Raw genomic sequence first — 26,493 nt, forward strand, 5'->3', positions numbered from 1 at the left:
CGGCGCCGAAGCGCTCAGCGAGCGCGTCGGGCCAGCTCGAACGCCGCGACCGCCCCGGCGCTCGCCACGCCCAGCGACTCGACGCCACCGTGCATGGGGATCGCCAGCAGGCCGTCGAGCATCTCTCGCACCGATGACGAGAGCCCGTCCGTCTCGTTGCCCAGCACGAGCGCCACGCGCTCGGGGAGCTCGGCATCGAGCAGCGATGAGCCCCCTGCGTCGAGCCCGTACACGGAGAACCCGGCCGCGGCCAGCTCGGTGCATCCCTCCTCGACCGTGCCCGACCTCAGGACGGGCGCGCGGAACGCGACGCCTGCCGAGGCCTTCACGACCAGCGGGTCGATCGCCGGCACGCCGCGGCGGGGGAGCAGCACCCCGTCGAGCCCGGCTGCGGTCGCGCTGCGCAGGATCATCCCGACGTTGGCCGGGTTGGTGAGGCGGTCGAGCACGAGCACCGACGCCGGGGCGCCGGGAGCGAGCGCAGCCACGAACTCGCCGACCGGCGCCATCCGTGGTGCGACGACGTCGGCGAGTACGCCCTGGTCATGGCGTCCGTTGCCGGCCAGCACCTTCACCCGGTGCGCAGACGCCCACTGCACCGGCACCCCGCGTTGACGTGCGGCGCTGGTGATAGCCCGCACCGGCTCGCCCCGCTGTCCCTCGGCCAGGACGACCTTGTCCACCCGCAGCTGCGCGTCGGTCAGAGCCTCCAGCACCGGTTTGCGTCCGTAGACGGTGATGAAGGTGTCCTTGGGAGAACGGGCTCCCGGCTCCCCCGTGAAACCCTGCGCTCCGCTGCTGCTCCGCACGGGTGTCAGGGTGCCACCTAGGATCTGGTCCATGCCGCCCCGGCTCTCCGCGCTCGACGCTTCGTTCCTGTACCTGGAGCAGCCGACGACGCCCATGCACGTGGGCGGGGTGTCGATCTTCCGGCGGCCGCGCCCGCCCGGCCCGTCCGGCGGATTCGACTACGAGCGGCTCGTCGAGCTGATCGAGCAGCGGATCGCGCTGGTACCGCGCTACCGGCAGAAGGTTCGCTACGTGCCGGGCAACCTCGCCCGGCCCGTGTGGGTCGACGACCCGGACTTCGACATCGCCTATCACGTTCGTCGATCCGCGCTGCCCAAACCCGGCTCGGACGAGCAGCTCACCGAACTCGTCGCGCGGCTGATGTCGCGCCCGCTCGACCACACACGCCCGCTCTGGGAGATGTACCTGGTGGAAGGGCTGGCCAGGGGACGCACGGCCGTGCTCACCAAGACCCACCAGGCGATGGTCGACGGCGTGAGCGCGTTCGACATCGGCCAGGTCATCCTGGACGTCTCGGCCACTCCGGGCGCGGCACCGCTCGACGGGGAGGCAGGCGACGCGCCGCTTCCGGGACGGGGGCGGCGCGGACGCGGCATGGTGGAGGAGTTCTGGATGCCGCGGCCGGAGCCGAGCGACACCCAGCTGATTCTCGGGGCCGTGGCCGAGGCGGTGGCGCGCCCGGCCGAGATCGTCGACAACGTCCGGGTCGCTGCGGGTGATGCGTTGGCCACCGTCGGCAAGATCGCCGGCACGGCAGGCAGCCTGTTCTCGATGGCGCGGGCCGCGAGCAGGCGGGCGCCGGGCACCCCGCTCAACGTCCCGATCTCCACCCAGCGTCGGTTCGCGGTGGCGCGCACGCAGCTCGATTCCTACCGGAGGGTGCGCGCCGCGCACGGGTGCACCGTCAACGACGTGGTGCTCAGCGTGGTCTCGGGTGCGCTGCGCAACTGGCTGCTCTCGCGCGGGGAGCCGGTCAGCCCGTCGTCGACGCTGCGGGCGATGGTGCCGCTGTCGGTGCGGGGCGAGGCTGACGTCCCCAGCTCGGCCACGGCCGGCTCACTCGGCAACCGTGTGTCGTCGTTCATCGTGGATCTGCCGGTCGGCGAGCAGAGCCCGGTGGTGCGACTACATCACGTGACCCACGCGATGCGTGAACACACGTCCACGGGGCAGTCTGTTGGTGCCGACACCCTGGTCCGGATCGGTGGTTTCGCCCCGCCTACGCTGCACGCCCTGGGGGCGCGCGCCGCGAGCGGGTTCTCGAAGCGGATCTTCAACTTGGTGGTGACGAACGTGCCGGGACCACAGTTCCCGCTGTACGCCGCAGGTGCCCGGATGCTCGAGATGTTCCCGGTGGTGCCGCTGGCCAAGGGCCAGGCGCTCTCGATCGGGCTCACCTCGTACGACGGCGGCGTCTTCTACGGCTTCAACGGCGACCGCGACGCGATGTCCGATGTCGACGTGCTCGCCGGTCTGGTCGACGAAGCGCTCGACGAGCTCCTCTCGACCGTGGGGTCGTGAGCGCGATGCGCATCTACGTGCCTGCCACCTGGCCGATGCTGCGGACGCTGGTCAAGAACGGCACCGTGGACCCGATCGGCGGCACCGCGTTCGCTCTCACGCCGCGGTTGCGCGAGTCCTACACCAGCGGCGACGAGGAGGAGCTCGAGTACGCCGCGCTCACCGAGGCCGCCCGTGCGTCACTGCGGCTGCTCGCCGTGGAGCTCGGGGTGGGTGAGGACACCACGCCGGCCCGGCGTGTGGTCATCGCCGCCGACCTCGACGATGTCACCCTGCGGCCCGACCTGGACGACGGCGCCGTCCGGATCGCGGGCACGGTGCCGTTCGAGACCATCGCCGCCGTCCACGTCGACAACGACGAGGCGGAGTACGCGGTGCGCCAGGCCGCCGGTGCCGTCGACGCCGCCGACATGGGCGACCTCGACGCGGAGTTCCTCGTCGGTGAGGCGGAGGACCACGAGCTGGCCTGGTACGACCCGTCCGAGGTGGCGTTCCTGGTGGAGCTGGGCTGACGCCCCACGCGGCCCTGCCCGTCCGGCGGGCGCGGGCTCAGCTCCTCACTCCCGGCACGCGGGATCCATGCGATGTCGTCGGCCGGCTGGTCGCTGTGCAGGCCCAGGACTGGCGGTCGGCGCGGCTCGCTCTGCGCGCCCGGTCCGACGGCCTCACCACCGACGCTCTGGACGCCGCGGCGGCCGACGGCTCGCTGGTGGTCTCCTGGCTCCTGCGGGGGACGCTGCACCTGGTGCGCGCCGAGGACCACGGATGGCTTCTGGGGTTCACCGCGCGAGCCGGCATGGTCCAGTCCCGGCGCAGGCTGGCCGAGGAGGGCGTGACCGAGCCGCAGGTCGACACGGCCCTGCGGGTGATCACCTCGGGACCGGCGGACGGAGCCCGATCCCGCCAAGAGCTCACCGACCAGCTTGCCGCAGCCGGTGTACCGGTCGCCGGACAGGCCGTGTACCACTGCCTGCGCCTCGCGGCGCTGCACGGGCGCGCGGTGCTGGTGCCGGGAGCCGAGGCGGGATCGCTGCTCGTCCGAGCCATCTACCCTCCCGCGGCGCCGACTGATCGGGATGCCGCCGTCGTCGAGCTCGCGCGCCGCTACCTTCGGGGCCACGGACCGGCCACAGCCGCCGACCTCGCGGCATGGTCGGGTCTGCCGCTCCGCGACGCCAGGGCCGGGCTACGAGGACTCGGCGCAGCGCTCGTCGAATGCGCCGACGGCCTCGTCGACCTGGCCTGCCGTGATGCGGCCGGGGGCGATGTACCGGGGGTGCCCCCGCGGCTGCTGCCGCCGTTCGATCCGTTCCTGCTCGGCTGGGCCGACCGCTCGTTCGCGGTGCCGGAGCATCTGCGGTCGCGGGTGCACCCGGGTGGGGGGATGCTGCGGGCCATCGCGACGGTCGACGGTGCGGTGGTGGGTACGTGGACCCTGCGGCGGCGCGATGGGCGCCCGGAGGTCGCGCTCGACGTGGCCGAGCCGGCGCACGTCGCGGCGCTTGCGCTCGACGTGGCCGACGTGCTCCGGTTCTCGGGCTGACCCCTCGGGCGTCGGGTCAGCGCCGGTCGCGGCGGTCGCGGCGGCGCTGCTCGCGCCCACCGTCGCCCCGACCGACCCCACCGCCGTAGACCAGCGCGCCCATCAGCGGAATGAGCAGGAAGAAGAACCACTGCTTGGTGATGAAGAACAGCAACACCGCCACGATCGGGGTGATCGTGGCGAGCCGTGGCCCCCAACCGTCGAGGAAGCCGTCCTTCTTCGGGGCCACCTCACCGGCGGCCGGGGCCACGGGCAGCGGCGCGGTCAACGGAGCGACCGTGCCGGGGAGCTGTGGGTGCGGCTCCGGCAGATCGGTGAACAGCTCGGCGATCTCGGAGGCCACGACGGCATTGGCCGCCTTTGCCGTGCGCTCGCCGTACTCCTCGACTCCCAGCCTGCCTTCCGACAGGTGCTCGTCTAGTGCCTTCATAGCCGCGGTGCGTTCAGCAGTGCCGATCCGCAGGGGCGAGGATTCTTCCCCGGACGTCATGCGCAGAGCGTGCCAAACCCGTCATCTCAGTGCTACCAGTACCCGGCGCAGCGCGGCGAGCCTGCCGGGCTGCAGCAGTCCCTTCTCCGCCAGGGCATCCAGCGCGCACTCCGGATCAGCGGGCGGGCCGAGGTGCCCGCAGCCGCGTGGGCAGTCCTCGATCGCCGCGGCGAGATCGTCGAAAGCGGCCAGGACGTCGTCGGGCGTGACGTGGGCGAGGCCGAAGGACCGGACGCCGGGCGTGTCGACCACCCAGCCGCCGCCACGTTCCTCGGGCAGCGGCAGGGCGAGTGCGGCGACGGTGGTGTGGCGCCCCTTGCCGACGGCCGACACGAGGCCGACCGCCCGCGCGGCGTCCGGAACCAGGGCGTTGACCAGCGTCGACTTGCCCACGCCCGAATGCCCGACCAGCGCCGACACCCGGCCGGTCAGCACCGTGGCGAGCTCGGCAGGCTCCTGGTCGCGACGCGTGACGATCACGGGCAGGTCGAGGTCGCGGTACTGCGCGGCGAAGACCTCGGGGTCGCCGAGGTCCGCCTTCGTCAGACACAGGATGGGGGCGAGTCCACCCGCGTAGGCGGCCACCAGGCAGCGGTCCACGAACCCGGTGCGTGGCTCCGGGTCGGCCACCGAGGTGACGATCACGAGTTGTTCGGCGTTGGCCACGACGACCCGCTCGAAAGGGTCGGTGTCGTCGGCGGTGCGGCGCAGCAGGGTGCGGCGCTCCTCGACGCGAACGATGCGGGCGATCGTGTCGGGGGCACCCGACAGGTCCCCGACGAGCCCGACGCGGTCACCCACGACGATCGGGGTGCGGCCGAGCTCGCGGGCCCGCATCGCGGTGACCGCAGGGCGCGTGCTGTCGGCGCCGGGAGCGCACGTCCAGCGGCCCCGGTCCACGGTGGTGACCATCGCCTCGGCGGCGTCGGCGTGCTCGGGGCGGCGCTTGGTGCGCGGCCGTGACCCCCGGCGTCCGGGGCGGACCCGGACGTCGGACTCGTCGTACTCGCGGCGCTTCACGTCAGCGCGACGCCGACGGCATCCCGGTCACCGGACCGCCTCGACGAGCGCGGACCAGCGGGCAGGGAAGTCGGGGATGGTCTTGTCGGTGCAGGCCACGTCGTCGATCGTGACGCCGGGCACGACGAGCCCGATGAGCGCGCCTGCCGTGGCCATCCGGTGGTCGGCGTAGGCCCCCCAGGGCCTGTCGGCGGGGGCGGTCAGCGGCACCGGACGGATCTCGAGCCCGTCCGGCATCTCGGTGACGTCTCCACCGAGGGCGTTGATCTCGGTGGCGAGTGCGGCCAGCCGATCGGTCTCGTGCCCGCGGATGTGGGCGACGCCGCGGATCCAGGACGGTCCCGTGGCCAGCGCGGCAACGGCGGCGACCGTGGGCGTCAGTTCGCTGGCGTCGTGCAGGTCGACGTCGACGCCTGCCAGGGCGTCCGGCCCGCGCACCGTCATCCCGTCCGGCCCTGGTTCGACGGTGCAGCCGGCCTGGGTGAGCACGGAGAGGATCTCGGCGCCCGGCTGGGTGGAGTCGGTGGGCCAGCCCAGCACGGTCACCTCGCCCCCGGTGATGGCAGCGGCGGCGAGGAACACCGCGGCGTTCGACAGGTCCGGCTCCACGGTCCAGTCGCGGGCCGCGATCGGCCCGGGGGCGACCCGCCAGGTGTCGGGCTCGCTGCGGCCCGTTCCGTCCGCGCTGTCGTCGACCTCGACGCCGGCCGCGCGCAGCATGTCGACGGTCATCTCGATGTGCGGCAGCGAGGGCACCGGCTTCCCGTCGTGATGCACGGTGACGCCCTTGTCGTAGCGGGCGCCGGACAGCAGGAGCCCGGATACGAACTGGGACGACGCCGAGGCGTCGATCACCACATCGCCACCGGGCAGTCCACCGGTGCCGTGCACGGTGAACGGCAGCCTGTCCCCGTCCACTCGCGCCCCCAGCGCTCGCAGCGCGTCGAGCACCGTGGCCATCGGCCGCTTCCGGGCCTGCGGGTCGCCGTCGAACGCGACCGGGCCGTCGGCCAGCGCCGCCGCGGGAGGCACGAACCGCATCACGGTGCCGGCGAGCCCGCAGTCCACCGTGCCACCGCCGCGCAGTCCGTCGTGGGGGGAGAACGTGACCCGCTCGCCGTCGACCTCGATCGGGACGCCGAGCGCGCGCATGGCGCCGACCATCAGTGCCGTGTCGCGGGTGGCGGGCGCGCCCGTCACGACGGCGGCACCGCCGGAGAGCGCGGCGAGCAGCAGCGCGCGGTTGGTCACGGACTTGGACCCGGGCGCAGCCACGCGGCCGCGGACGGGCCCGTGGGCGAGCGGTGCGGGCCATGGGCTGGTCACCCCCGCAATGATTCCGCATGCTGCCCTCCGCGCCGGCCGGGAGGCTGCCGCGCGTCGAACTTGCGCCGTGCGGCGCTGTAGCCGTCGACGGTGGGACGATGGGGACATGTGCGGTCGTTACGCATCGATCAAGGCCCCCGCCGACCTCGCCGACGAGTTCCGTGCCGTCGACGCCACTGACGGAGCGGCGAAGGTGGACTACAACGTGGCGCCCACCAAGCAGATCATCACGGTGGTGGAGCGGCACCCGCGTGACGAGGAGGGCACGCCCGACCCCGACACCACCGAGCGCACGCTGCGCATGCTGCGCTGGGGGCTCGTGCCGTCCTGGTCCAAGGACCCGAAGTCAGGCGCACGCATGATCAACGCGCGGTCGGAGTCGGCGGCCACGAAGCCCGCGTTCCGCCGGGCGCTCAACTCTCGGCGTTGCCTGATCCCGGCCGACGGCTGGTTCGAGTGGCAGCGCGGGCCCGAGCACAAGCAGCCCTACTACACCCACTACTCCGACGGGAGCTCGCTCGCGATGGCCGGGCTCTGGGAGTACTGGAAGCCGAAGGACGACCCCGAGAACGAGTACCCGAACGGGCTGGTCACGGCCGCGGTCCTCACCACCGATGCGGTCGGCCCGCTCACGCAGGTGCACGATCGGATGCCGCTGGTGCTCCCGCGGTCGGCGTGGGACGCGTGGCTCGACCCGGACGCCGGTGCCGACGACGAGAGGGTGGCCGCCCTGCTCGCTCCGCCGTCACCGGAGCTCGTGGCCGCACTCGAATTGCGACCGGTGTCCCCGCGGGTCAACAGCGTGCGCAACAACGGGCCGGAGCTGTTGGAACGGCTCGCTACCGAGGACGTCCGCGAGCCGCTGCAGCTCGACCTGCTGGCCGGGCCGAACCCCAAGTGACCGCTCCGGAGTCCGGCGGTGGCGGCGTGGTCGCCGAGATCGCCACCCCCCATGGTCCGGCCCGGATCACCCGCCACGACGCCGACGGCGAAGCGCGGGGCGTGCTGCTGCTCGGCCACGGTGCGGGTGGCGGGGTGGGCGCGCCCGACCTGGTTGCCGCGGCGGGCGTCGCCGTCACGGCCGGGATGCGTGTCGTGCTGGTGGAGCAGCCCTACCGCGTTGCCGGGCGCCGCGCTCCCGCTCCGGCGGTCCAGCTCGACACGGCCTGGCTGGCAGTGGTGGAGCATGTCCGGGCCGGCACCGATCTCCGACTGCCGCTGCTGTTCGGAGGCCGTAGCTCCGGGGCCCGCGTGGCGTGCCGGACAGCCGCGGAAGGCGCAGCTGCCGGCGTGATGTGCCTCGCCTTCCCCGTCCACCCGCCGGGAAAGCCGGAGAAGGACCGGCTTCATGAGCTGGCCGCGCCGACCGTCCCGGTGCTGGTGGTGCAGGGGGAGAGCGACCCGTTCGGCCGTCCCGATCCTGCTCCCGGTCGGGAGGTGGTGATGCTGCGCGGCAACCACAGCCTGCGCAGCGACATGCCCGGCCTGCGGGCGGCTGTGGCGGGCTGGCTCGCGCAGCGGTTCGAGGCCGTGCCGGTGGCCGGGTAGCTACGAAGTCGCGATCGAGGCGAAGCGAGCGCCGGTGAGCCGTGCGAGGTCGCCGGGCGCGAGCTCCACCTCCAGCCCGCGGCGCCCGGCGCTGCAGAAGAGCGTCTCCAACTCCTCCGCGGACGAGTCCAGCACGGTCGGCAGGCGCTTGCGCTGGCCCAGCGGGGAGATCCCGCCCGCGACGTAACCGGTGGCCCGCTCGGCGAGGGCGACGTCGGCCATCTTCGCCCGCTTGCCGCCCACCGCGGCCGCGAGCGCCTTGAGATCGAGCGTCGTCAGCACGGGGACGATTCCGACGGTCAGCGCGCCGTCCACGTCGGCGACCAGAGTCTTGAACACCCTCGCTGGGTCCAGCCCCAGCATCTCCGCGGCCTCCGGCCCGTAGGCCTGACCGCTCCCGTGGGTGTAGCTGTGCAGCCGGTGCGAGACGGCCTGCTTCGTGAGCAACGCGGTCGCCTGCGTTCCCCTACCTGCCACCCCCGCACGATAACGGGAAGGGAATCGCGCGGCGGAGCCGGATGTTGAGAAGGGGGTGAATCAGGCAGTGATGGATGCGCCGAAAATCGCGCCGCGCCGCGACGGCCGGGTGCGTCCGGCCTTCGGGGTGGCGCTCGGCGGCGTAAGCTCGATCCGTCAGCAGGGCGGCCAACGAGTGGCCGGCCTCGAGGTCGCAGATCATGCGACCCGGCGGGAGAGGAGCAGGGTGCCACGCACCGAACAGGCGGCCGAAGCGGAGATCACCGCAGGTCAAGACGTCGAGCATGAGCAGGACGAGTCCGCCGAGGAGCGGGCTGCCCGCTTCGAACGCGACGCGATGCCCCTGATCGACCAGCTCTACGGCGCCGCCCTACGGATGACGCGTAACCCGGCCGACGCCGAGGATCTGGTGCAGGAGACCTATCTCAAGGCCTACTCCGCATTCCGGACCTTCAGGGCCGGAACGAATCTCAAGGCCTGGTTGTACCGGATCCTTACCAACACCTACATCAACGGGTACCGCAAGCGGCAGCGCCAGCCCGTGCAGTCGGCCACCGACGAGATCAGCGACTGGCAGATCGCGCAGGCCGGTGAGCACACGTCCCAGGGCCTGCCCTCGGCCGAGATGGAAGCGCTGGACCGGCTCCCCGACAACGACGTCAAGGTGGCTCTGCAGCAGTTGCCGGACGACTTCCGGATGGCGGTGTACCTCGCTGACGTCGAGGGCTTCGCATACAAGGAGATCGCTGACATCATGGGCACCCCGATCGGTACCGTGATGTCCCGGTTGCACCGGGGCAGGCGCCAGCTTCGCGACATGCTCACCGACACCGCCCGCGACCGCGGGTTCCTGCGGGGACAGCCGGAGGAGGTCTCCAAATGAGCTGCGGGAACCACCACGACACCGATTGCTCCGAGGTGCTCGCCGAGGTCTGGCTGTTCCTCGACCACGAGTGCGACCAGGCGCGCAGAGCGTTGCTCGCGCAGCATCTGGACGAATGCGGGCCATGCCTCGCCGAGTACGGCATCGACGACAAGCTGAAGAGGCTGCTCGCCACGAAATGCGGCGGTGAGCACGCTCCTGACGAGCTGAAGAACCGGTTGCGACGCCAGATCAGGGTGGCGGTGCTCGAGCAGGCGGACATCACCGTGGAGGCGGGGCCGGACGGCGCCACCACAACCACCGTCGAGGTGCGTGCCAGCCGCATCGAACAGCGTGGTTGAGCGGATAGGGCGGTAGCGCGCGAAGGCGCCGGGGCCATTGGCCACCGGCGCCTTCTCACGATCACCTGCAGATGGATCAGGTGTTGGGCCGCTTGCCGTGGCTGGCCGCGCTCTTCTTGCGGTCGCGACGCTTGCGTGCGCGCTTCGACATCTTCCCTCCCCCTGACTCGTTCTTCGCGATCGGTTCGTCGTACCGACGGTGCCTCGAGTCTTCCACGTGCTTGACTGGGACCAGGTCCGTGGGGCGTGGCGCCCTGACCGGGAGGGGTTTCTAGTTGTCCACCCTCAGCGAGCTGCTCGCGGAGCACACCCAACTGGCCGGCGATGCCGTCGACCATCTGCAGCGCGTGGTCGCCGAGTGGCAACTGCTCGCCGACATGTCATTCGCCGACTTCCTGCTCTGGGTCCCGCTCAACGGTGAGGAAGAGCACCTCGGTCCGCGCGAATTCCTCTGCGTGGCCCAGGCCCGTCCCACCACCGCACCCACCGCGCACCCCGAGGACGTCGTCGCCGCGCGCGTCCAGTCCACCGACAACCCGCAGCTGCGGCGGGCCGTCGTCGAAGGCCGGATCTGCCGGGAGGAGAACCCGCGCTGGCACCTGGAGGTGCCCGTGCGCCGCGAGACCATTCCGGTCCGGCACGCAGGGTCGGTGGTCGCTGTGCTGTCCCGGGACACGAACCTCGCCATGCCCCGGGTACCCAGCCCGCTGGAGATCGCCTATCTCGGCAGCGCGTCGGACCTGTGCCAGATGGTCGCCGACGGCACCTTCCCGCCGCGGGCGGCCGTCGCGGGCGCCGACACGAGCCCGCGGGCGGGCGACGGCCTGATCCGCCTCGACGCGCACGGACTCGTGGCCTACGCGAGCCCCAACGCGCTCTCGGCCTACCACCGCATGGGTCACGCCAGTGACCTCGTCGGGCTGTCGCTCACCCAGGCCACGCGGGAGCTCGTGCACGACCCGTTCGACGCCGCCGAGGTGGCCGCCCGCATCGGAGCGGCGCTCGACGGGCGGCATTCGCTGCGGATGGAGGTGTACGCACGCGGCGCCGTGATGCTCGTGCGTGCCCTCCCGCTGCGCCCACGGGGCGACGCGGCGGGCGCCTTGGTGCTCGTGCGCGACGTGACCGACCTGCGTCGCCGGGACATGGCGTTGCTCAGCAAGGACGCCACGATCCGGGAGATCCACCACCGGGTGAAGAACAACCTCCAGACCGTGGCGGCGCTGCTGCGTCTGCAGGCCCGCCGCACGGCGATTCCGGAGGCCCGCCGGGCGCTCGTGGAAAGTGTTCGGCGTGTCAACTCCATCGCGCTGGTGCACGAGTCGCTCTCGGTCTCGGTGGCCGAGCGCGTGGACCTCGACGAGCTGGTCGACAAGGTCCTGCCCGCCATCGGTGACGGCGCCACCGCGGAGTTCCGGGCCAAGGTGCGGCGGGACGGCAGCTTCGGCACGTTGCCTGCCGCGCTGGCCACGCCCCTTGTGCTGGTGCTCACAGAGCTCGTCCACAACGCGCTGGCCCACGCCTTCGAGCCCGGCCGGGCCGGGGAGGTCGTGGTGTCGGCCCATCGGTCGGCCGGCGGGCTCGACGTGGTGGTGGCCGACGACGGCCGCGGCATCCCCCCGGGGTTCGACCCGGACTCGTCAAAGGGGCTCGGCCTGCAGATCGTGCGGACTCTGCTCGACTCCGAACTCGACTCGGCGCTGCAGGTTCGGCCCCGCGCAGGGGGCGGAACCGAGGCCGTCATCAGGCTCTCGTTGCGGGGGCGTTAGCCTTCAGGTCGTGGTCGAGGATTCCGGTTGTGCGGTCGCCGCCCGGGCCGTCGATCCCCCTCCGGAGCTGCTCTTGCGTGCGCCCGGTGAAACGACCGCGGGCCCGGTGCCGGGTGCAGTCCGGCCTCGGGCCCGCGGTGGGGGAGGTTTGCGTATTGCGGTGTATCAGGCGGTGCGTGCGCGCGTACGCGCGTTGCGGCGCTTCAGGGCGCGCCGCTCATCCTCGCTCATGCCGCCCCAGACGCCTGCGTCCTGGCCACTCTCCAGCGCCCACGTGAGGCACTCGGTGACGACCGGGCAGCGCCGGCAGACGGTCTTGGCCTCGGCGATCTGCAGCAACGCAGGCCCGCTCGTCCCCACGGGGAAGAACAGCTCGGGGTCCTCGTCGCGGCAGATAGCGCGGTGACGCCAATCCATGGTCTCTCGGCTCCTTGTACTTGCGCGATCGGGGTCGCGCCGATCGTCTGTCACGGTGTTTCCGCGCTTGTGAATCGTTTCACGAGCGCGCTCGGTGTTCAAGGTCCGAGGTCCACCCAGGTGAGCACTCTCACCCACTCATAGCAACGAGTTGCGCCACGATCGGTTACTTGTTGCGTACCGCGTTCGTGACTCGTCACCTTGAGCTATGGACTTCGTCCCGCCCACCGGAACCGGGTTACCCCCGGTCCCGAAGGACCATGCGAGAAGGATCCTCGCGATCACTCGCTTGTCCCTGGACAACCTTGGGGCAACGTTTGCCCAGGTGCGAGCCCTTATCGGCTCGACGGTCCACAGGCATCGGTGAGTGGACGAGAATCCTCACCCTCGTGAGTGACGGGGTACGCCCGGCTGCGACGAGCTGCGCATCTCACACGATGACCCGTAGCGCCGCGAACACGGTGCGAAATCACTCTTTGGGCGTGCGGGACGATCCGGACGGCGTACCGCCGGGGCCGGGTTCGGCCCACACAGACCAGCGACAACGGTGGCCGGGGCGGGGAAATTCCCAACCGGACGGCGGGACCGGACGTGACACAGGTCGCGACGCCTATCCTCGAGCTCGTGAAGGCGGAGCGACCGGCGGCAGGACTGCCGCGGCAGGTGCGCCTGGCCGGAGTCCTGGTCGGGGTGCAAGGACTGGTGGGGGTCGGCTTCGCGGTGGCTCTGGGCCTGCGCTCGCTCGCCCCCGGGGTCGGTGTCAGCAGCGTGCTCGGTGAGGCCGGCTACTTCGTTCTCATCGGCGCTGCGCTGGTGGCCGTCGGCGTCGGCCTCCTGAGGGGGCGCCGGTGGGCGCGCACCCCTGCCATCGTCACCCAGCTGCTGCTGCTCCCGGTGGTCTACTCGCTGATCGGGCCGTCGCGTCAGCTCGTGCTGGGGATCGTCTGCGGCGTGTTCGTCGTCGCCACGTTCATGCTGCTCATCAGTGAGCGGTCGCGTGAGTGGTCGATGGGTCTGGACCTGCCGGACGCGAAGCAGCGCTAGCGGCGCCGCCCGCGGTAGCGGCCAGGGCGCTCAGCGCGTCGCCGTGGAGCCGGAACGTGGTCCACTCGTCCATCGCCACCGCCCCGAGGCTGCGGTAGAAGCCGATCGAGGGCTCGTTCCAGTCCAGCACCGACCACTCGAACCGCGCGTAGCCCCGCTCGGCGCAGACAGCGGCCAGGGTGGCCAGTAGGGCCCTGCCGATGCCGCCGCCGCGGTGAGTGGGCCGCACGAAGAGGTCCTCCAGGTAGAGGCCGTGCACGCCGCGCCAGGTGGAGAAGTTGACGAACCAGAGGGCGAAGCCGACCACTTCCGCGGGCCCCGCCCCGTCAGCCCCCGATGGAACCTCGGCGACGTGCCCGAACAGTGCGGGCGCCGGGCCGAACAGGGCGGTGGCGAGCTGCGCCTCGGTCAGCGTGCAGGACTGCGGCTCACGTTCGTACTCGGCGAGCTCGTGCACGAGCCCGACCACGGCCGCCAGATCGCCGGGGCGTACCTCCCGGATCACCGCTGCGGAGGCAGCGCTCACGTGAGCGGTCGCAGGTTCACGCCGTCGAGGCGCGGGACGCCCCGTTCGTCGCCCAGCACGGCCAGGGACGGCGCCGACATCTCGAACCGGACGCCCTGGGTGGCGGGAAGCTCGATCCAGCGGCTGGTGAGAACCCGGCTGAAGTGGCCGTGCCCGGCGAGAACGACGTCGCCGGAGTCGAGCTTCGCCCGGGCGTCGGCGAGCACGGAGTCGGCCCGGCGGGCGACCTGCTCGGCCGTCTCACCGCCGGGGCAGGGGTGGGTCCAGACCGTCCAGCCCGGCACGGTCTCTCGGATCTCCTCGGTGGTGAGGCCCTCGTACTCGCCGTAGTCCCACTCGGCGAGCCGTTCGTCGACGCCGTCGGAGCGCAGGCCGGCCAGCTCGGCCGTGTCGCGCGCACGGGCGCGGGGGCTGGTGAGGACGAGAGCGGGCGGCCCATCGCCGCGTAGCCTCGCCAGGAGCTCGCCCGCTGCCTTCGCAAGGCCCCTCCCGCGCTCGGTCAGCGGGATGTCGGTGCGGCCCGTGTGACGGCCGGACAGCGACCACTCCGTCTCTCCATGACGCAACAGGAACACCCGACCGCTGCTCACTGCGTCGACACTAGTGTGCGGCTGGGCTTCGCGCGGGGTGTGCGTGCACGGTGGCGGCGGTCAGCCGGGGTACAGCGTGTGTGAGCTCGTGCTCGGCGGCGTGCGCGATGGCGTGGGCGCGTTCGATGCTGACCCCGGGCGACACCGACAGGTCCACCTCGGCGCGCAGGGCGTGCCCGATCCAGCGCAGTCGCACGTGGTCGACGCCGACCACCCCGGCCACGCCCTGCAGCGCCGCGACGGCCCGCTCGACCAGCGAGGGGTCGACGGCGTCCATCAGGCGGGCGAGCACCTGCCTGGCGGCGCCCCAGGTGACGGTGACGATCGCGGCCGTGATGGCCAGGCCCACCACCGGGTCGGCCCATCTCCAGCCCAGCGCCGCCCCGCCCGCGGACAGCAGCACGGCGAGCGAGGTCAGCGCGTCGGTACGGGCGTGCAGGCCGTCGGCGACGAGCGCGGCGGACCCGATCCGCCGTCCCGTGCGGATGCGCACCTGCGCGGCGATCTCATTGCCTGCGGCGCCGACCAGTCCGGCGATGGCGACCGCGCCGAGGAACCGGACGTCCGTGGGCTCCGTGAGCCTGCGCACCGACTCGTAGCCGGCGAATACGGCGGAACCGAGGATCACCAGCACCACGACGATGCCTGCGACGTCCTCCGCGCGTCCGTAGCCGTACGTGAACCGGCGCGTCGGCGGGCGTCTGGCGAGGAGGAAGGCGATCCCGATGGGCACGGCGGTCGCGGCGTCGGCGACGTTGTGCATGGTGTCCGACAGCAGCGCCGCGGAACCGGACGCCACAACCACGACTGCCTGGAACGCCGCCGTGGCGCCGAGCACGCCGAGGGAGACCCACAGGGCTCGCATCCCGGCCCGGGAGGCCGCCATGGCCTGATCGACGCGGTCGGCCGGGTCGTGGCTGTGCGGGACGGCGAGGTGGCGGACTGCGTCCCAGAGCCGTCGTACACCGCCGGTGCCGGCGTGGCCGTGCCCTCCATGGCCGTGTCCATGGCCGTGCCCGTGGCCGGTTTGCGGCGCGGTCTGCATCCGGGCACTATACGTGCTCATGTACGCACGCGACTACGATGCAGGTGCCGACCAGTGGCAACGGCTGCCACCGGGCGACCGCGTGGATGTCGCAGTTGAGTCGTTCCGGATGCTCGCCGACCCCACCCGCCTGCGGTTGCTCTGGCTCCTGTGCGGCGGTGAGTACGACGTGTCGGCCCTCGCCGCGGCGAGCGGCGCCGCGCGGCCCGCGGTGTCTCAGCACCTCGCGAAGCTGCGGATGACCGGCCTCGTCGCCACCAGGCGCGACGGACGGCGCGTGCTCTACCGGGCCCGCGGAGAGCACCTGCGCCGACTGCTGGCGGAGGCCGTGACCGTGCCCGACTGAAGCGTTCGAACGAGGCGGGTCCCGGTTCCCGCGACATGGACACGTATCGCTGTTCTGCGGGGCTACGAACAGCGATATGTGTCCATGTCGTCGGAGATCACCCGACAACGAAAACGGCGCTGACCACGGGAGGGTGCTCCCGCTGGTCAGCGCCGCTGTCAGCGCCCGTATCAGGCAGCCGACTTGGTCTCCCAGAAGATCTTGTCGATCTGGGCGATGAGGTCGAGCAGCTGCTGGCCCGTGGCAGGGTCCATCGAGGACTTGGCGCCGTCGGGGCCGCCGCCGGCCTTCTTGGTGGCCTTGTTGAACAGCTCGTGCAGCTCGGGGTACTTCTCGAAGTGCGGCGGCTTGAAGTAGTCGGTCCACAGCACCCACAGGTGGTGCTTGACCAGGTCCGAGCGCTGCTCCTTGATCAGGACCGCACGCGTGCGGAACTCGGGGTCCTCGTTGCTCTGGTACTTCTCCTGGATGGCCTTGACCGACTCGGCCTCGATCCGCGCCTGTGCCGGGTCGTACACGCCGCAGGGGAGGTCGCAGTGAGCGGTGGCCTCCAGCCGCGGGCGGAGAATGCGGGACAGCAGCCGCATGGGTCCTCCCTGGTTGGTGATCGTTCTGGCGCGCCCGACACTACTCTGGGACTCCGGCCGCAGCAGGGTGGCGAGGGGGTACGGGTGCGCTGGCGGAGGGTGGCGGTCCGCGGTCCGTCGATGTCGCCGACACTGCGTGACGCCGACGTGGTGCTCGTCAGGTTCGGCGCAGCGGTACGCAGTGGCGACGTCGTGCTGGTGCGGTGGGCCACCCGTCCGGGGCAGCTGTCGGTGAAGCGCGCCGTGCAGCACACGGAGACCGGGTGGTGGGTGCTCGGCGACAACCCCTACGGCTCCACCGACTCGCGCACGCTCGGGCCTGCCGAGGTGCTCGCCGTGGTGGCCTGGCGGTTGTGGCCGCGGCCGGGCAGGCTGCGGCCCACCGCGGAGTGATTCGGCGTCCGATACCGGGCCGGACGGTCGGCGGGAGTGACGGGCGCTCGGAGACCGGCGGCTAGGGTCGTGCGCGTACCCAGACAGCCGACCCCGCCGATCCGCGCCGCGTCATCCTGCGGCAGTTCCGCGAGAGGCCCCGGCACCGGGAGACCGGGTCGACAACCGCGGCCCCTCCGGTGCACGGCGAGCGTGCGCCCGGCTTTCCGGGCGCCCCCAACAGCACCGTACGAGGAAGTGGACTCCGTTGACGATCGTTCCTGACCGCACCCTGCCCACCCCGGGTCCGACCCGCGAGGAGATCTTCGCCGCCCATGAGGGTGGGAAGCTCGCCATCGAGCCGACCGCGCCCTTGACGAACGCGCGGGACCTGGCCATCGCCTACACCCCCGGTGTGGCGGAGGTGAGCCGCGCCATCGCCGACGACGCCGCGCTGGCGGCCCGCTACACCTGGACCAACCGCCTGGTCGCCGTGGTCAGCGACGGCACCGCGGTGCTCGGGCTCGGCGACATCGGTCCGCGAGCCGCACTGCCGGTCATGGAGGGCAAGTCGGCACTGTTCAAGACCTTCGCCGGGCTGAACTCGATCCCGATCGTGCTCGACACCGTCGACGTCGACGAGATCGTCGAGACGCTCGTGCGGCTGCGTCCGAGCTTCGGCGCGGTGAACCTGGAGGACGTCTCGGCGCCCCGCTGTTTCGAGTTGGAGCGCAAGCTCGTCGAGGCGCTCGACTGCCCCGTCATGCACGACGACCAGCACGGCACCGCGATCGTGCTGCTCGCCGCGCTCCGCGGAGCGTGCGCGGTGCAGGTGCGTCCGCTCGCGGATCTGCGTGTCGTCATCTCGGGCGCGGGAGCCGCGGGCATCGCCTGTGCGCGCATCCTGCTCGCGGCCGGCACGCGGGACGTGACCGTTCTCGACTCCCGCGGCATTCTCGTTCCGGGCCGCGCCGGGATGACGGACGAGAAGGCGCGGCTCGCCGACGTGACCAACCCGCGTGGCACGAGCGGCGGAGTGGCGGAGGCGCTCGACGGCGCTGACGTCTTCGTGGGGCTGTCGAGCACGTCGCTGCCCGAGGAGCTCCTGACCAGGATGGCGCCCGAGGCGATCGTGTTCGCCCTCTCCAACCCCGACCCCGAGGTGCACCCGGACGTCGCCGCGCGGCACGTCGCCATCGTGGCCACTGGGCGCAGCGACTTCCCGAACCAGATCAACAATGTTCTCGCGTTCCCCGGCGTCTTCCGCGGCGCGCTCGACGCGGGGGCGAAGCGGATCACCGAGTCGATGAAGCTCGCGGCCGCCGACGCCATCCTCGCGGTGGCTCGTGACGATCTTGCCGTCGACCGGATCGTGCCCAGCCCGTTCGATCCGCGGGTGGCGCCGGCGGTGGCCGCGGCGGTGGCGTCCGCCGCGCGCTCGGTTCCGGACGGTCCTGACGAGCAGTAGTGGGCGGTTAACCCGTCCTTACCTCTCCACCCCCACATGGATGCACCGGTGACGCAGGGTGCTGACCAGCGCGTTCTCGTCCTCAACGTTAGGTAGGCCGTTTGGGCGGTCGTCCAGATCGAGCGCCATTCGGCGTCGTTGACCCGGTGAGATAGACGCCATGACCGCTGGGGGCCACGTGGATGAGCTCGGACACCGTTCTGGTGAGGGTTCGACCGGTGGGTCGGCGCCCGAGTCGAAGGACTCAGACGGACTGATCACCGACGCCGCCGCGCGGGCGGATCTGCTCCGCTCGCGCCAGGCTGTTTTCGGTCGCGAGCTGCCTGCGCGCACGGCGATGTTCCTCTCCCGCGCCGCGAAGGCGGCCGAGGGCGAGCGCGCCGTCGACAGTGGGCAGGCGGAGAGCACGGTCGAAACCGCCACCGAGCCGCGTGCCGTACAGCTCGCCGAGCTCGACGGGCCCGGTGGCGACAGGCGGGGCCTGCCGGAGCTGCGGGACGCGGTCTTCGGCAGCTCCCTCGCCGGGGCGGGACCGGAGATCGTCCCGCTGCCGGCGGCTCCCGCGCTCGTCTGCGACTCCGCCGAGCGCATCCTGCGGGTCAACGCCGCACTGCTGAGCCTCGCCGGCCGGGGCACGGACGGCGCGCTGGCCCATCCCGCCGACGCCGGCCGCAGTGCGCTGTTCGGGATGAGCCTGTCGCAGCTCGTCGTCGGGCCGGATGTCGATGCCCGGCTGATCCGGCCCGACGGCAGCCCCCTGCGCGTGCGGGTCGTGCGCTGGGATCTCCCGGGGGCCGGGCTGTCGGCTGTGGTGCTGGTGGAGCTGAACGACTGCGTCGACCTCGAGAGCCGTGTGGTGGATCCGGGCTGGACGGCTGAGCTGGAGAGGTTGGCGCGGGTGGGCACGTGGACCTTCGAGCTGGCCACGTCGACGCTGCACCGGAGCGAGACGCTGCAGGAGCTCTACCGCTCCCTCGGCGTCGACCCCGACGGGGCGGGCACGGCGCCGGTCGAGGGCCCGCAGGTGGCCATGCTCTGCCAGGGCCTGCGCTCGGGGGCGCACAGCACCGACCACCACATCGACCTGCAGCTGCCCGGTAACCGGATGCTCAGCTGCCGGGCCGAGGTGGAACGGGCCGAGGACGGCACGCCGCTGCGGCTGGTCGGGGTGGTCCACGACGTCAGCGCGGAGCGGTTGGCCCGCCGCCAGGTCGAGCTGTCGGGCCAGCGCTTCGACGACCTGATGGCGATCGTGCCGGGCGGGGTCGCTCTGGTGGACCCGACGGGCCGGATCATCGACGCCAACAAGGGCCTCTGCCGGCTCCTCGACACCTCGCTGGAGCGCCTGCGCGGTGCCATGGCCACGTCTCTCTCGGTCGACGAGCTGCTCGACCCCGAAGCCCATCTGGTCGAGACCGTCGACGGGGGTCCGGCACTGCCGAGCTGGCTGCGCCCGGTGCCGCCCGGCGCCCGGCACGCCTACCGGGTGGGCGCGGTGCCCCTGCGCCGTGGCGACGACACCACCGTCTGGTGCGAGATCTCGGTCTCCGTCACGGCCGCCGACGACGACGGCTGGCTATGGCTGGTCGCCTGCACCGACATCTCCGACCGCAGGCGCGCGGCCGAGGTGCTGCGCAGCGCGGGCACCGTCGACGAGCTGACCCGGCTGCCCAACCGGGCGGCCTGCCTGGAACTGGTGGACCGGCTGCTCTCGGGATCGTCGCGCTTCCGCGTGGCGGTCGTGTGCGGCGATCTCGACGACTTCGCCAGGGTGAACTCCTCGCTCGGCCACGAGGCGGGCGACGACCTCCTGATCACCCTGGCCGGGCGGCTGCAGCGGGAGCTGCCGGTGGGGTGCACGGCCGGGCGGCTCTCCGGTGACGAGTTCGTGGTGATCTGCTCCGACCACACCGAGGTCGGGGGGCCCGAGCTGCTCGCCAAGGTGGTCGCCGACCTGCTGAGCACCACGATCACGGTGCACGGCAGGCCGGTGCAGCTGACGGCGTCGGTCGGGCTGGCCACGTCCGTGCCGACGGGCGAGGTGCGGGCCGCCGATCTGCTCCGGTTCGCCGAGGCAGCGATGCACGACGCGAAGCGCAGGCAGTCCAGGGGCGCGATCGGGATGGCCACCGACGGCATCGTCAGTTCGGCCACCCAGGCTCTGGAGCTCGAGGCCGAACTGCGCGAGGCGATCGCGGGCGACTCGCTGGTGCTCGAGTACCAGCCGGTCGTCGGTCCCGACGGCACCGTGCTCTCGGCCGAGGCGCTGGTCCGCTGGCCACACCCGGACCGGGGGCTCATCTCGCCCGCCGACTTCCTGCCGGTCGCGCAGCGCACGGGCCTGCTGCGTGAGCTCGACCTCTGGGTGCTGCGCACGGGTGCCCGCGAGGCGGCGGGCTGGCCGGAGCACCGGGGCCGCAAGCCCGCCATCGCGATCAACCTGGCCGGATTGCTGCCCGGAGACCCCGACTTCCTCACCGTCGTGAGCGACACCATCGCCGAGACCGGGCTCGCCTGGGACCGGTTGATGCTGGAGCTGGTGGAGACGAGCCTCGTCGCGCTCCCGCCGCACGCGCTGGCCGCGATGGCCGAGCTGGTGGAGCGGGGCCTTCGGTTCGCCGTCGACGACTTCGGCACCGGGTACTCCTCCCTCGCCAGGCTGAAGGAGCTCCCGGCGCAGACGGTCAAGGTGGACCGGGCGTTCGTCACAGGAATCGCGGACGACCCCGCCGACTTCGCGGTGGCGCGCGCGGTGGTCGACATGGCCAGGGCGATGGGCCGCACCACGGTGGCGGAGGGCGTCGAGACCGCCGACCAGTTCCACGTTCTGCGCGGCATCGGCGTGGACGCCTACCAGGGGTGGCTCTTCTCCCGGTCGCTCTCCTCGCTCCGGCTGCGCGACGTGCTCCTGCGCGGCAGGATCCCGACGCCGGCCTCGGCGCCGGCCACACCGTAGGAGGGCGTTGAGCGGCCCCGTCGTCGTCGGGACGGGCCGTTCAACGCTGTCCCGGCTGATCTCGGTCCGAGCACAATCGGTCGCGGCTGTCGGTGGACCGGGCTAGCCTCGCTGCGATGCGGCGACCGGCAAGAGGTCGTCGGTGAGCACAGCGGAGGTCTCCCGGATGATCGAGTTCCGGGGAGTGACCAAGCGCTTCCCCGACGGCACCGTTGCGGTCGACAGCCTGGATCTCACGGTGGACGCGGGGCGGATCACGGTCTTCGTCGGTCCGTCCGGATGTGGCAAGACCACGTCGTTGCGGATGGTCAACCGCATGATCGAGGCCACCGATGGCACGATCACGATCGACGGGCGCGACGTCACGGCCGTCGACGCCGCCGAGCTGCGACGCGGTATCGGCTACGTCATCCAGCAGGCCGGACTCTTCCCGCACCGCACGATCCTCGACAACATCGCCACCGTCCCGCTGTTGCTGGGGTGGCGTAAGGCCAAGGCCCGCGCGCGTGCAGCGGAACTGATGGAGGTGGTGGGGCTGGCTCCCGAGCTGGCCCGGCGCTACCCCTCCCAGCTGTCCGGAGGGCAGCAACAACGCGTCGGCGTGGCCAGGGCGCTCGCGGCCGACCCGCCCATCCTGCTGATGGACGAGCCGTTCAGCGCGGTCGACCCGGTGGTACGGGAGAGCCTGCAGGACGAGCTCCTCCGGCTGCAGGCGGAGCTGGGCAAGACCATCGTCTTCGTCACGCACGACATCGACGAAGCCGTGAAGCTCGGAGACAAGGTCGCGGTGTTCCGCACCGGTGGGGTGCTCGCCCAGTACGACGAGCCCGGCCAGCTGCTCGCCCGCCCGGCCGACGGCTTCGTCGACGCGTTCGTCGGGCGCGACCGCGGCTACCGCGGGTTGGGCTTCCTGTCATCCGACACCCTGCCGCTGGGCGAGCTGCCCACGGTGGCACTCGGCGCCACCGTCCCCGAGGACGCGGGGTGGGTGCTGGTCATCGACCAGACGAGGCAGCCGCTGGGGTGGATCCACGGCACCGGCACCGGCACGGTGACGGCCGCGCAGGAGTGCCTCATTCCCGGTGGTTCGCTGTACGAGGTGGAGTCGGGCTCGCTGCGCAGCGCGCTCGACGCCGCGCTGTCCTCGCCGTCCGGTCAGGGTGTGGCGATCGACGGCGACGGAGGCGTCGCCGGTTCGGTGAGCGCCGACGACGTGCTGCGCGTGCTCGAGCACACCCGCCGCGACCCGGCGGCGGCGTGAGGCACGCGGCCATGACGTCGGGTACCACCATGACCTGCGCACTTCGTGACCTCGGTGCCGCGATCACGCCGGTGTTGCGATGACGTGGGTGCTCGCCAACCTGGAGATGATCTGGGGGCTGACCCTCGAGCACATCGTGTTCGCGCTCGTCCCGGTCGTGCTCGGGATCGTGCTGGCGGTTCCGCTGGGCTGGCTTGCCAACCGCACGGGCTTCGGGCGCACGCTCACGATCAACGTGGCCGGGCTGCTCTACACCGTGCCGTCGCTCGCGCTGTTCGTGATCCTCCCGCCGCTGCTCGGCACGCAGATCCTCGATCCGATCAACGTGATCGTGGCGCTCACGGTCTACACCGTCGCCCTGCTGGTGCGCACGGTCGCCGACGCGCTCTCGGCAGTGCCGTCCGTCGTCGTGAACGCGGCCACGGCCATGGGGTATCGGCCGGTGCGTCGCTTCATCGCGGTCGAACTGCCCCTGTCGGTGCCGGTCGTGGTGGCCGGGGTCCGCGTCGCGGCCGTGTCGTCGATCAGCCTCGTCACCGTCGGGTCGGTGATCGGCTTCGGGGGTCTCGGCAGGATGTTCACCGACGGCTTCCAGCGCGACATCCCCCAGGAGATCATCGCGGGCATCGTGCTGGTGCTGCTGATGGCGCTCGTCGTCGACGGCGCGCTGGTGCTCCTCGGCCGTCTGCTCACCCCGTGGAGCCGCACCGTCACCACGGCGAGGAGCCCCGCATGAACTACTTCGGGTGGCTGTTCGACGCAGCCAACTGGACCGGCCAGGGCGGGGTGTTCCAGCGACTGCTGGAGCATCTCGGCTACACGGCTCTCACCATGGCCATCGCGATGGTGCTGGCGATCCCGCTCGGAGCCTGGATCGGCCACACCGGACGCGGCGGGTTCCTGGTGGTGGGGCTGGCCAACGGGCTGCGTGCGCTGCCCACGTTGGGCCTGCTCGTGCTGCTGGTCGGGGCGATCGGCATCGGCCTGATCGGGCCCCTGATCGCGCTGGTCATCCTCGCGGTCCCGCCGATCCTCGCCGGCACCTACGCGGGCGTGCGCAACGTCGACAGCGCGGTGGTCGACGCGGCACGAGGCATGGGCATGCGGGGGCGTGATGTGCTGTTCCGCGTCGAGCTTCCCAATGCGCTGCCCCTCGTGGTCGGCGGTATCCGCAGCTCCACGCTCCAGGTGATCTCCACGGCCACGATCGCCGCGTACGTCGCGCTCGGCGGCCTCGGCCGCTTCATCGTCGACGGTCTCGCCATCCGCGACTTCCCGGAGATGATCGCGGGCTCGATCCTCGTCGCCGCACTCGCGATCGCCGCCGACCTGCTTCTCGCCGCCCTGCAGAAGACGCTCGTGTCACCCGGTCTCCAGACGGCCCCGAGCCGTGGCCGCAGGTTGCGAACCGTTCCCGACCCCCGACCCGCCTCACAGGCGGCCTGAACCCGTTCCAGCGGAGGATCACCGATGAGACGCTCCCTGATTGCTCGTGCGGCCGCCGTCGCCGCAATCTCCGTCCTATCCCTGGCCGCCTGCGGCGGCGGGTCCGACCCGCTGTCGTCGGGCGGCAGCCCGGCTGCACCCTCCGACACGATCATCATCGGCTCGGCCAACTTCACCGAGAACCAGATCCTCGCCGAGATCTACGCCCAGGCGTTGCAGGCCAAGGGCATCGACGTGGAGAAGAAGCTCAACATCGGCAGCCGGGAGACCTACTTCCCCGGCCTGCAGGACGGGTCGATCGACCTGATCCCGGAGTACACCGGGGTGCTGCTGCAGTTCGTCAACAAGCAGGCTCCCGAGACCGAGCCGAATGCCGTGTACACCGCACTGCAGGCGGCGCTGCCGGGCACCCTCACGGTGCTCGACAAGTCCGCGGCCGAGGACAAGGACGCCGTGGTGGTCACCCGGGAGACCGCCACCCGGCTGAACGCCACGAGCCTCGCCGACCTCGCCCCGCACTGCGGACAGCTGGTCTTCGGGGGGCCGCCCGAGTTCCAGACCCGTCCCGACGGCATTCCCGGCATCGCCGAGACCTACGGGTGCACGTTCAAGGAGTACCGCTCCCTCGACGCCGGTGGCCCGCTCACCGTCTCCGCGCTGAAGAACGGCGACGTGCAGGCGGCCGACATCTTCACCACCGATGCCTCGATCCCGGCCAACGACTTCGTGGTGCTCACCGACCCGAAGAACAACTTCGCCGCGCAGAACGTGGTGCCCCTGATCAACAAGGCGAAGGTGAACGACACCGTCCGGCAGGTGCTCAACGGCATCTCGGCCAAGCTCACCACCGAGGGGCTCACCGAGCTCAACGCCGAGGCTGCGAGCGACGCGAAGCCGTCGGCCGAGACGGTGGCGAAGAACTGGCTCGACCAGAACGGGTTGGGATGACGACGCCGGGCGCCGCGGGCGCGATCGGGCAGGTCGGGGCCCTGCGGCGCTACCCGGTCAAGTCGATGCTGGGTGAGGCGCTCCACGAGGCCGTCGTGGCGGAGGGTGGCGTCGAGGGCGACCGCACGCTCGCCCTCCTCGACACGGCCACCGGCCGCGTGGCCACGGCCAAGCACCCCCGGCTCTGGCGGGCGTTGCTCAGGTTCACGGCCACTCGCGAGAGCGCCGGGGTGCGCATCACCCTTCCCGACGGGCGCTCGGTCGGGGCGGCTGACGAGGGCATCGACGAGCTGTTGTCGGAGACGCTCGGGCGCACCGTCGTGCTGTCGGCCACCCGGCCGGCCGGCGCCACCGTCGAGCGGCCCGATCCCGAGGACGTGCTGGCGGGCGGCGTGGAGGCCGAGGTGCCCTACGAGACGCTGGAGATCGCGCAGGGCACCACCGGCGGCAATTTCGTCGACTACGCCCCGGTGCACCTGATCACCACCGCCACGCTCGAGCGGATCGGCACGGAGGCGGTGCGCTACCGGCCCAACGTGGTCGTCACCACCCCGTCCGGCACCCCGTACGCGGAGAACGACTGGGTCGGGCGGGAGATCACGATCGGCGAGGTGCGGCTGCGCGGCACCCTGCCCACCCCGCGCTGCTCGGTGCCGACGCTGGAGCACGGCCCGTTGCCGCGTGCCACGCACGCCGTGCGCATTCCGCTCACCGAGAACCGCGTGGAGGTGCCGGGCTTCGGCGTGCTGCCGTGCGCCGGGGTCTACGCCGAGGTGATCCAGGGCGGCGTGGTGCGTGAGGGCGACGCCGTCGTGCTGAGCTGACCTGGGCCGAGGTCAGCGGTATCCGGTGGTGTCCGCGGGCTTCCCCGCGTCCTGCACCTCCACGACGTAGCGCCACGCGTCGGGGGCCGAGCCGTCCAGGTCGGTGAAGCCGTACTCGCGCGCGAGGCCGCCGGAGGAGAGCGAAGCGCCCTGCCAGCGCTCCCGCTGCGGGTCGGCGGCCACCGCGGCCACCGCGCGTCCGACGAAACGGGGTGACTCGGAGATGGCGAAGTGCGGTTCCTTCGCGCACGCGTCGCGCCAGTTCGCCTCGGTCACGCCGAACGTGTCGAGCATCAGCTCCGAGCGCAGCCAGCCCGGCGTGATCGCCACAGCCGTGGCGCCGTGCTCGCGCAGCTCGTGGGCCCAGCTGTGGGTCAGCCGGATCGGCGCGAGCTTCGCGAGGTCGTAGTACACGTTGAGCCGGTAGTGGTCGGCGTTGTACTCGGCCGTGCCGTCGGTGACTTCCACGACGAGCCCGACGGGGTTGCGGATCAGCAGCGGGAACGCGTGGTGCGCGGTGACCAGGTGGGTGTCGATGGCGAGCCGGAGCAACCGCAGCCCGTCGTCGAGGGAGTGCTTCCACACCGGCGTGTCCCACGCGGCCAGGAAGTCGCCGCCGAAGATGTCGTTCACGAGAACGTCGATGCGGCCGTGCTCGGCGTCGATCCGCGCGACGAGCGCCTCGACCTGCTCGGGCACGAGGTGATCGGTGGGTACGGCGATCCCGGTGCCCCCGGCCGCCGTGACCAGCTCGGCGGTCTCCTCGATCGTCTCGGGGCGGTTGTATTCGCTGCGCTTGGCCGTGGTCGATCGGCCGGTGACGTACACGGTGGCCCCGGCCGCGCCGAGCTCCACTGCGATGCCCCGGCCCGCTCCTCGCGTCGCACCCGTGACCAGGGCGACGCGATCGGCGAGCGATTTGTCCGTTGTCATGC

30 protein-coding genes are annotated in these 26,493 nt (G+C 71.9%); 18 read left to right on the top strand and 12 right to left on the bottom strand.

The annotated features are described in order from the left end of the window. Positions 1-14: 14 nt before the first annotated feature. Positions 15-809 (bottom strand): TrmH family RNA methyltransferase, encoded by a 795-nt coding sequence (locus ABD743_RS34270; RefSeq protein WP_344727222.1) that lies wholly within the window; start codon positions 807-809, stop codon positions 15-17. A 31-nt stretch (positions 810-840) separates the two neighbouring features. On the opposite strand from ABD743_RS34270, the gene ABD743_RS34275 reads away from it, so the two are divergent. The 3 genes from ABD743_RS34275 (at position 841) to ABD743_RS34285 (ending at position 3,874) form a co-directional block, all read left to right on the top strand. Beyond that, complete coding sequence (locus ABD743_RS34275; RefSeq protein ID WP_344727224.1) at positions 841-2,331, top strand: WS/DGAT/MGAT family O-acyltransferase; 1,491 nt, start codon at positions 841-843, stop codon at positions 2,329-2,331. Between the two features lie 5 nt (positions 2,332-2,336). Next, the gene (locus ABD743_RS34280) at positions 2,337-2,843 is read left to right on the top strand and encodes a DUF6912 family protein (protein WP_344727700.1); all 507 of its coding nucleotides are present in this window, start codon (positions 2,337-2,339) and stop codon (positions 2,841-2,843) included. Between the two features lie 86 nt (positions 2,844-2,929). Continuing rightward, the gene (locus ABD743_RS34285) at positions 2,930-3,874 is read left to right on the top strand and encodes a winged helix DNA-binding domain-containing protein (RefSeq protein ID WP_344727701.1); all 945 of its coding nucleotides are present in this window, start codon (positions 2,930-2,932) and stop codon (positions 3,872-3,874) included. Positions 3,875-3,890: 16 nt separating this feature from the next. On the opposite strand, the gene ABD743_RS34290 is transcribed toward ABD743_RS34285, so the two are convergent. From ABD743_RS34290 to aroA, 3 genes are read right to left on the bottom strand one after another with little or no spacing between them, the layout of a single operon-like run. Further along, positions 3,891-4,364: a DUF1707 SHOCT-like domain-containing protein gene (locus ABD743_RS34290; protein ID WP_344727225.1), complete on the bottom strand. Its 474-nt coding sequence runs from the start codon at positions 4,362-4,364 to the stop codon at positions 3,891-3,893. Positions 4,365-4,385: 21 nt separating this feature from the next. After that, positions 4,386-5,384, bottom strand: a complete 999-nt coding sequence (rsgA, locus tag ABD743_RS34295; protein WP_344727227.1) for a ribosome small subunit-dependent GTPase A — start codon at positions 5,382-5,384, stop codon at positions 4,386-4,388. A gap of 27 nt (positions 5,385-5,411) precedes the next feature. Further along, complete coding sequence (gene aroA / locus ABD743_RS34300) at positions 5,412-6,710, bottom strand: 3-phosphoshikimate 1-carboxyvinyltransferase (RefSeq protein WP_344727229.1); 1,299 nt, start codon at positions 6,708-6,710, stop codon at positions 5,412-5,414. Positions 6,711-6,816: 106 nt separating this feature from the next. Between aroA and ABD743_RS34305 the strand changes: the two genes are divergently transcribed. Together ABD743_RS34305 and ABD743_RS34310 are read left to right on the top strand one after the other, a co-directional pair. Next, positions 6,817-7,611, top strand: a complete 795-nt coding sequence (locus ABD743_RS34305; RefSeq protein ID WP_344727231.1) for an SOS response-associated peptidase — start codon at positions 6,817-6,819, stop codon at positions 7,609-7,611. Further along, complete coding sequence (locus ABD743_RS34310) at positions 7,608-8,258, top strand: alpha/beta hydrolase family protein (RefSeq protein WP_344727234.1); 651 nt, start codon at positions 7,608-7,610, stop codon at positions 8,256-8,258. Before ABD743_RS34305 ends, ABD743_RS34310 begins: the two co-directional genes overlap by 4 nt. Here ABD743_RS34310 and ybaK read toward each other — a convergent pair whose 3' ends face one another. Beyond that, positions 8,259-8,735 (bottom strand): Cys-tRNA(Pro) deacylase, encoded by a 477-nt coding sequence (gene ybaK, locus ABD743_RS34315; RefSeq protein WP_344727236.1) that lies wholly within the window; start codon positions 8,733-8,735, stop codon positions 8,259-8,261. A 259-nt stretch (positions 8,736-8,994) separates the two neighbouring features. Here ybaK and ABD743_RS34320 point away from each other — a divergent pair, with 259 nt between their 5' ends. Together ABD743_RS34320 and rsrA are read left to right on the top strand one after the other, a co-directional pair. Further along, on the top strand, positions 8,995-9,618 hold the full coding sequence (locus ABD743_RS34320) for a sigma-70 family RNA polymerase sigma factor (RefSeq protein ID WP_344727702.1): 624 nt from the start codon (positions 8,995-8,997) through the stop codon (positions 9,616-9,618). Then, complete coding sequence (gene rsrA / locus ABD743_RS34325) at positions 9,615-9,959, top strand: mycothiol system anti-sigma-R factor (protein WP_344727238.1); 345 nt, start codon at positions 9,615-9,617, stop codon at positions 9,957-9,959. Before ABD743_RS34320 ends, rsrA begins: the two co-directional genes overlap by 4 nt. A gap of 76 nt (positions 9,960-10,035) precedes the next feature. On the opposite strand, the gene ABD743_RS44630 is transcribed toward rsrA, so the two are convergent. After that, complete coding sequence (locus tag ABD743_RS44630; RefSeq protein ID WP_379659185.1) at positions 10,036-10,110, bottom strand: 50S ribosomal protein bL37; 75 nt, start codon at positions 10,108-10,110, stop codon at positions 10,036-10,038. Positions 10,111-10,234: 124 nt separating this feature from the next. Here ABD743_RS44630 and ABD743_RS34330 point away from each other — a divergent pair, with 124 nt between their 5' ends. After that, positions 10,235-11,728, top strand: coding sequence for a sensor histidine kinase (locus ABD743_RS34330; RefSeq protein WP_344727240.1), 1,494 nt, complete (start codon positions 10,235-10,237; stop codon positions 11,726-11,728). A gap of 165 nt (positions 11,729-11,893) precedes the next feature. Here the strand turns inward: ABD743_RS34330 and ABD743_RS34335 are convergent, their stop codons facing one another. Then, entirely contained in the window at positions 11,894-12,145 is a 252-nt protein-coding gene (locus ABD743_RS34335; protein ID WP_075950692.1) for a WhiB family transcriptional regulator, read from the bottom strand. A 624-nt stretch (positions 12,146-12,769) separates the two neighbouring features. Here ABD743_RS34335 and ABD743_RS34340 point away from each other — a divergent pair. Further along, positions 12,770-13,189, top strand: a complete 420-nt coding sequence (locus tag ABD743_RS34340; RefSeq protein ID WP_344727242.1) for a hypothetical protein — start codon at positions 12,770-12,772, stop codon at positions 13,187-13,189. Here the strand turns inward: ABD743_RS34340 and ABD743_RS34345 are convergent. Genes ABD743_RS34345 through ABD743_RS34355 form a run of 3 tightly spaced genes read right to left on the bottom strand, consistent with a single transcriptional unit; the run spans position 13,128 to position 15,350 of the window. Further along, complete coding sequence (locus tag ABD743_RS34345; protein WP_344727244.1) at positions 13,128-13,715, bottom strand: GNAT family N-acetyltransferase; 588 nt, start codon at positions 13,713-13,715, stop codon at positions 13,128-13,130. The two genes, ABD743_RS34340 and ABD743_RS34345, sit on opposite strands and share 62 nt — an antisense overlap. Beyond that, positions 13,712-14,305, bottom strand: a complete 594-nt coding sequence (locus ABD743_RS34350; RefSeq protein WP_344727246.1) for an acid phosphatase — start codon at positions 14,303-14,305, stop codon at positions 13,712-13,714. Before ABD743_RS34350 ends, ABD743_RS34345 begins: the two co-directional genes overlap by 4 nt. Positions 14,306-14,315: 10 nt before the next feature. Continuing rightward, positions 14,316-15,350: a cation diffusion facilitator family transporter gene (locus ABD743_RS34355; RefSeq protein ID WP_344727248.1), complete on the bottom strand. Its 1,035-nt coding sequence runs from the start codon at positions 15,348-15,350 to the stop codon at positions 14,316-14,318. A gap of 19 nt (positions 15,351-15,369) precedes the next feature. Here ABD743_RS34355 and ABD743_RS34360 point away from each other — a divergent pair, with 19 nt between their 5' ends. Then, the gene (locus tag ABD743_RS34360; protein WP_344727250.1) at positions 15,370-15,696 is read left to right on the top strand and encodes an ArsR/SmtB family transcription factor; all 327 of its coding nucleotides are present in this window, start codon (positions 15,370-15,372) and stop codon (positions 15,694-15,696) included. A gap of 170 nt (positions 15,697-15,866) precedes the next feature. On the opposite strand, the gene sodN is transcribed toward ABD743_RS34360, so the two are convergent. Further along, positions 15,867-16,283 (bottom strand): superoxide dismutase, Ni, encoded by a 417-nt coding sequence (gene sodN / locus ABD743_RS34365; RefSeq protein WP_425567029.1) that lies wholly within the window; start codon positions 16,281-16,283, stop codon positions 15,867-15,869. 99 nt (positions 16,284-16,382) lie between these two features. On the opposite strand from sodN, the gene ABD743_RS34370 reads away from it, so the two are divergent. The 8 genes from ABD743_RS34370 (at position 16,383) to ABD743_RS34405 (ending at position 25,558) form a co-directional block, all read left to right on the top strand. Further along, positions 16,383-16,676: a S26 family signal peptidase gene (locus ABD743_RS34370; RefSeq protein WP_344727705.1), complete on the top strand. Its 294-nt coding sequence runs from the start codon at positions 16,383-16,385 to the stop codon at positions 16,674-16,676. 247 nt (positions 16,677-16,923) lie between these two features. Next, the gene (locus tag ABD743_RS34375; RefSeq protein ID WP_344727252.1) at positions 16,924-18,123 is read left to right on the top strand and encodes an NAD(P)-dependent malic enzyme; all 1,200 of its coding nucleotides are present in this window, start codon (positions 16,924-16,926) and stop codon (positions 18,121-18,123) included. Between the two features lie 160 nt (positions 18,124-18,283). Continuing rightward, on the top strand, positions 18,284-21,079 hold the full coding sequence (locus ABD743_RS34380; protein ID WP_344727254.1) for a putative bifunctional diguanylate cyclase/phosphodiesterase: 2,796 nt from the start codon (positions 18,284-18,286) through the stop codon (positions 21,077-21,079). A 166-nt stretch (positions 21,080-21,245) separates the two neighbouring features. Then, positions 21,246-22,340 (top strand): ABC transporter ATP-binding protein, encoded by a 1,095-nt coding sequence (locus ABD743_RS34385; RefSeq protein ID WP_344727706.1) that lies wholly within the window; start codon positions 21,246-21,248, stop codon positions 22,338-22,340. Between the two features lie 79 nt (positions 22,341-22,419). After that, entirely contained in the window at positions 22,420-23,076 is a 657-nt protein-coding gene (locus ABD743_RS34390) for an ABC transporter permease (RefSeq protein ID WP_344727256.1), read from the top strand. Beyond that, positions 23,073-23,786 carry an ABC transporter permease gene (locus ABD743_RS34395; RefSeq protein ID WP_344727258.1) on the top strand — a complete coding sequence of 238 codons (714 nt, stop codon included), beginning with the start codon at positions 23,073-23,075 and terminating at the stop codon, positions 23,784-23,786. The genes ABD743_RS34390 and ABD743_RS34395 overlap by 4 nt, the downstream gene beginning before the upstream one ends. A gap of 24 nt (positions 23,787-23,810) precedes the next feature. After that, the gene (locus ABD743_RS34400) at positions 23,811-24,734 is read left to right on the top strand and encodes an ABC transporter substrate-binding protein (protein ID WP_344727260.1); all 924 of its coding nucleotides are present in this window, start codon (positions 23,811-23,813) and stop codon (positions 24,732-24,734) included. Then, positions 24,731-25,558, top strand: coding sequence for an MOSC domain-containing protein (locus tag ABD743_RS34405; protein ID WP_344727262.1), 828 nt, complete (start codon positions 24,731-24,733; stop codon positions 25,556-25,558). Before ABD743_RS34400 ends, ABD743_RS34405 begins: the two co-directional genes overlap by 4 nt. 12 nt (positions 25,559-25,570) lie before the next feature. Here the strand turns inward: ABD743_RS34405 and ABD743_RS34410 are convergent, their stop codons facing one another. Then, positions 25,571-26,491: an SDR family oxidoreductase gene (locus ABD743_RS34410; protein ID WP_344727264.1), complete on the bottom strand. Its 921-nt coding sequence runs from the start codon at positions 26,489-26,491 to the stop codon at positions 25,571-25,573. Positions 26,492-26,493 lie beyond the last annotated feature (2 nt).

Source organism: Pseudonocardia yunnanensis (assembly GCF_039534065.1).
GTDB classification, from domain to species: Bacteria; Actinomycetota; Actinomycetes; order Mycobacteriales; family Pseudonocardiaceae; genus Pseudonocardia; species Pseudonocardia yunnanensis.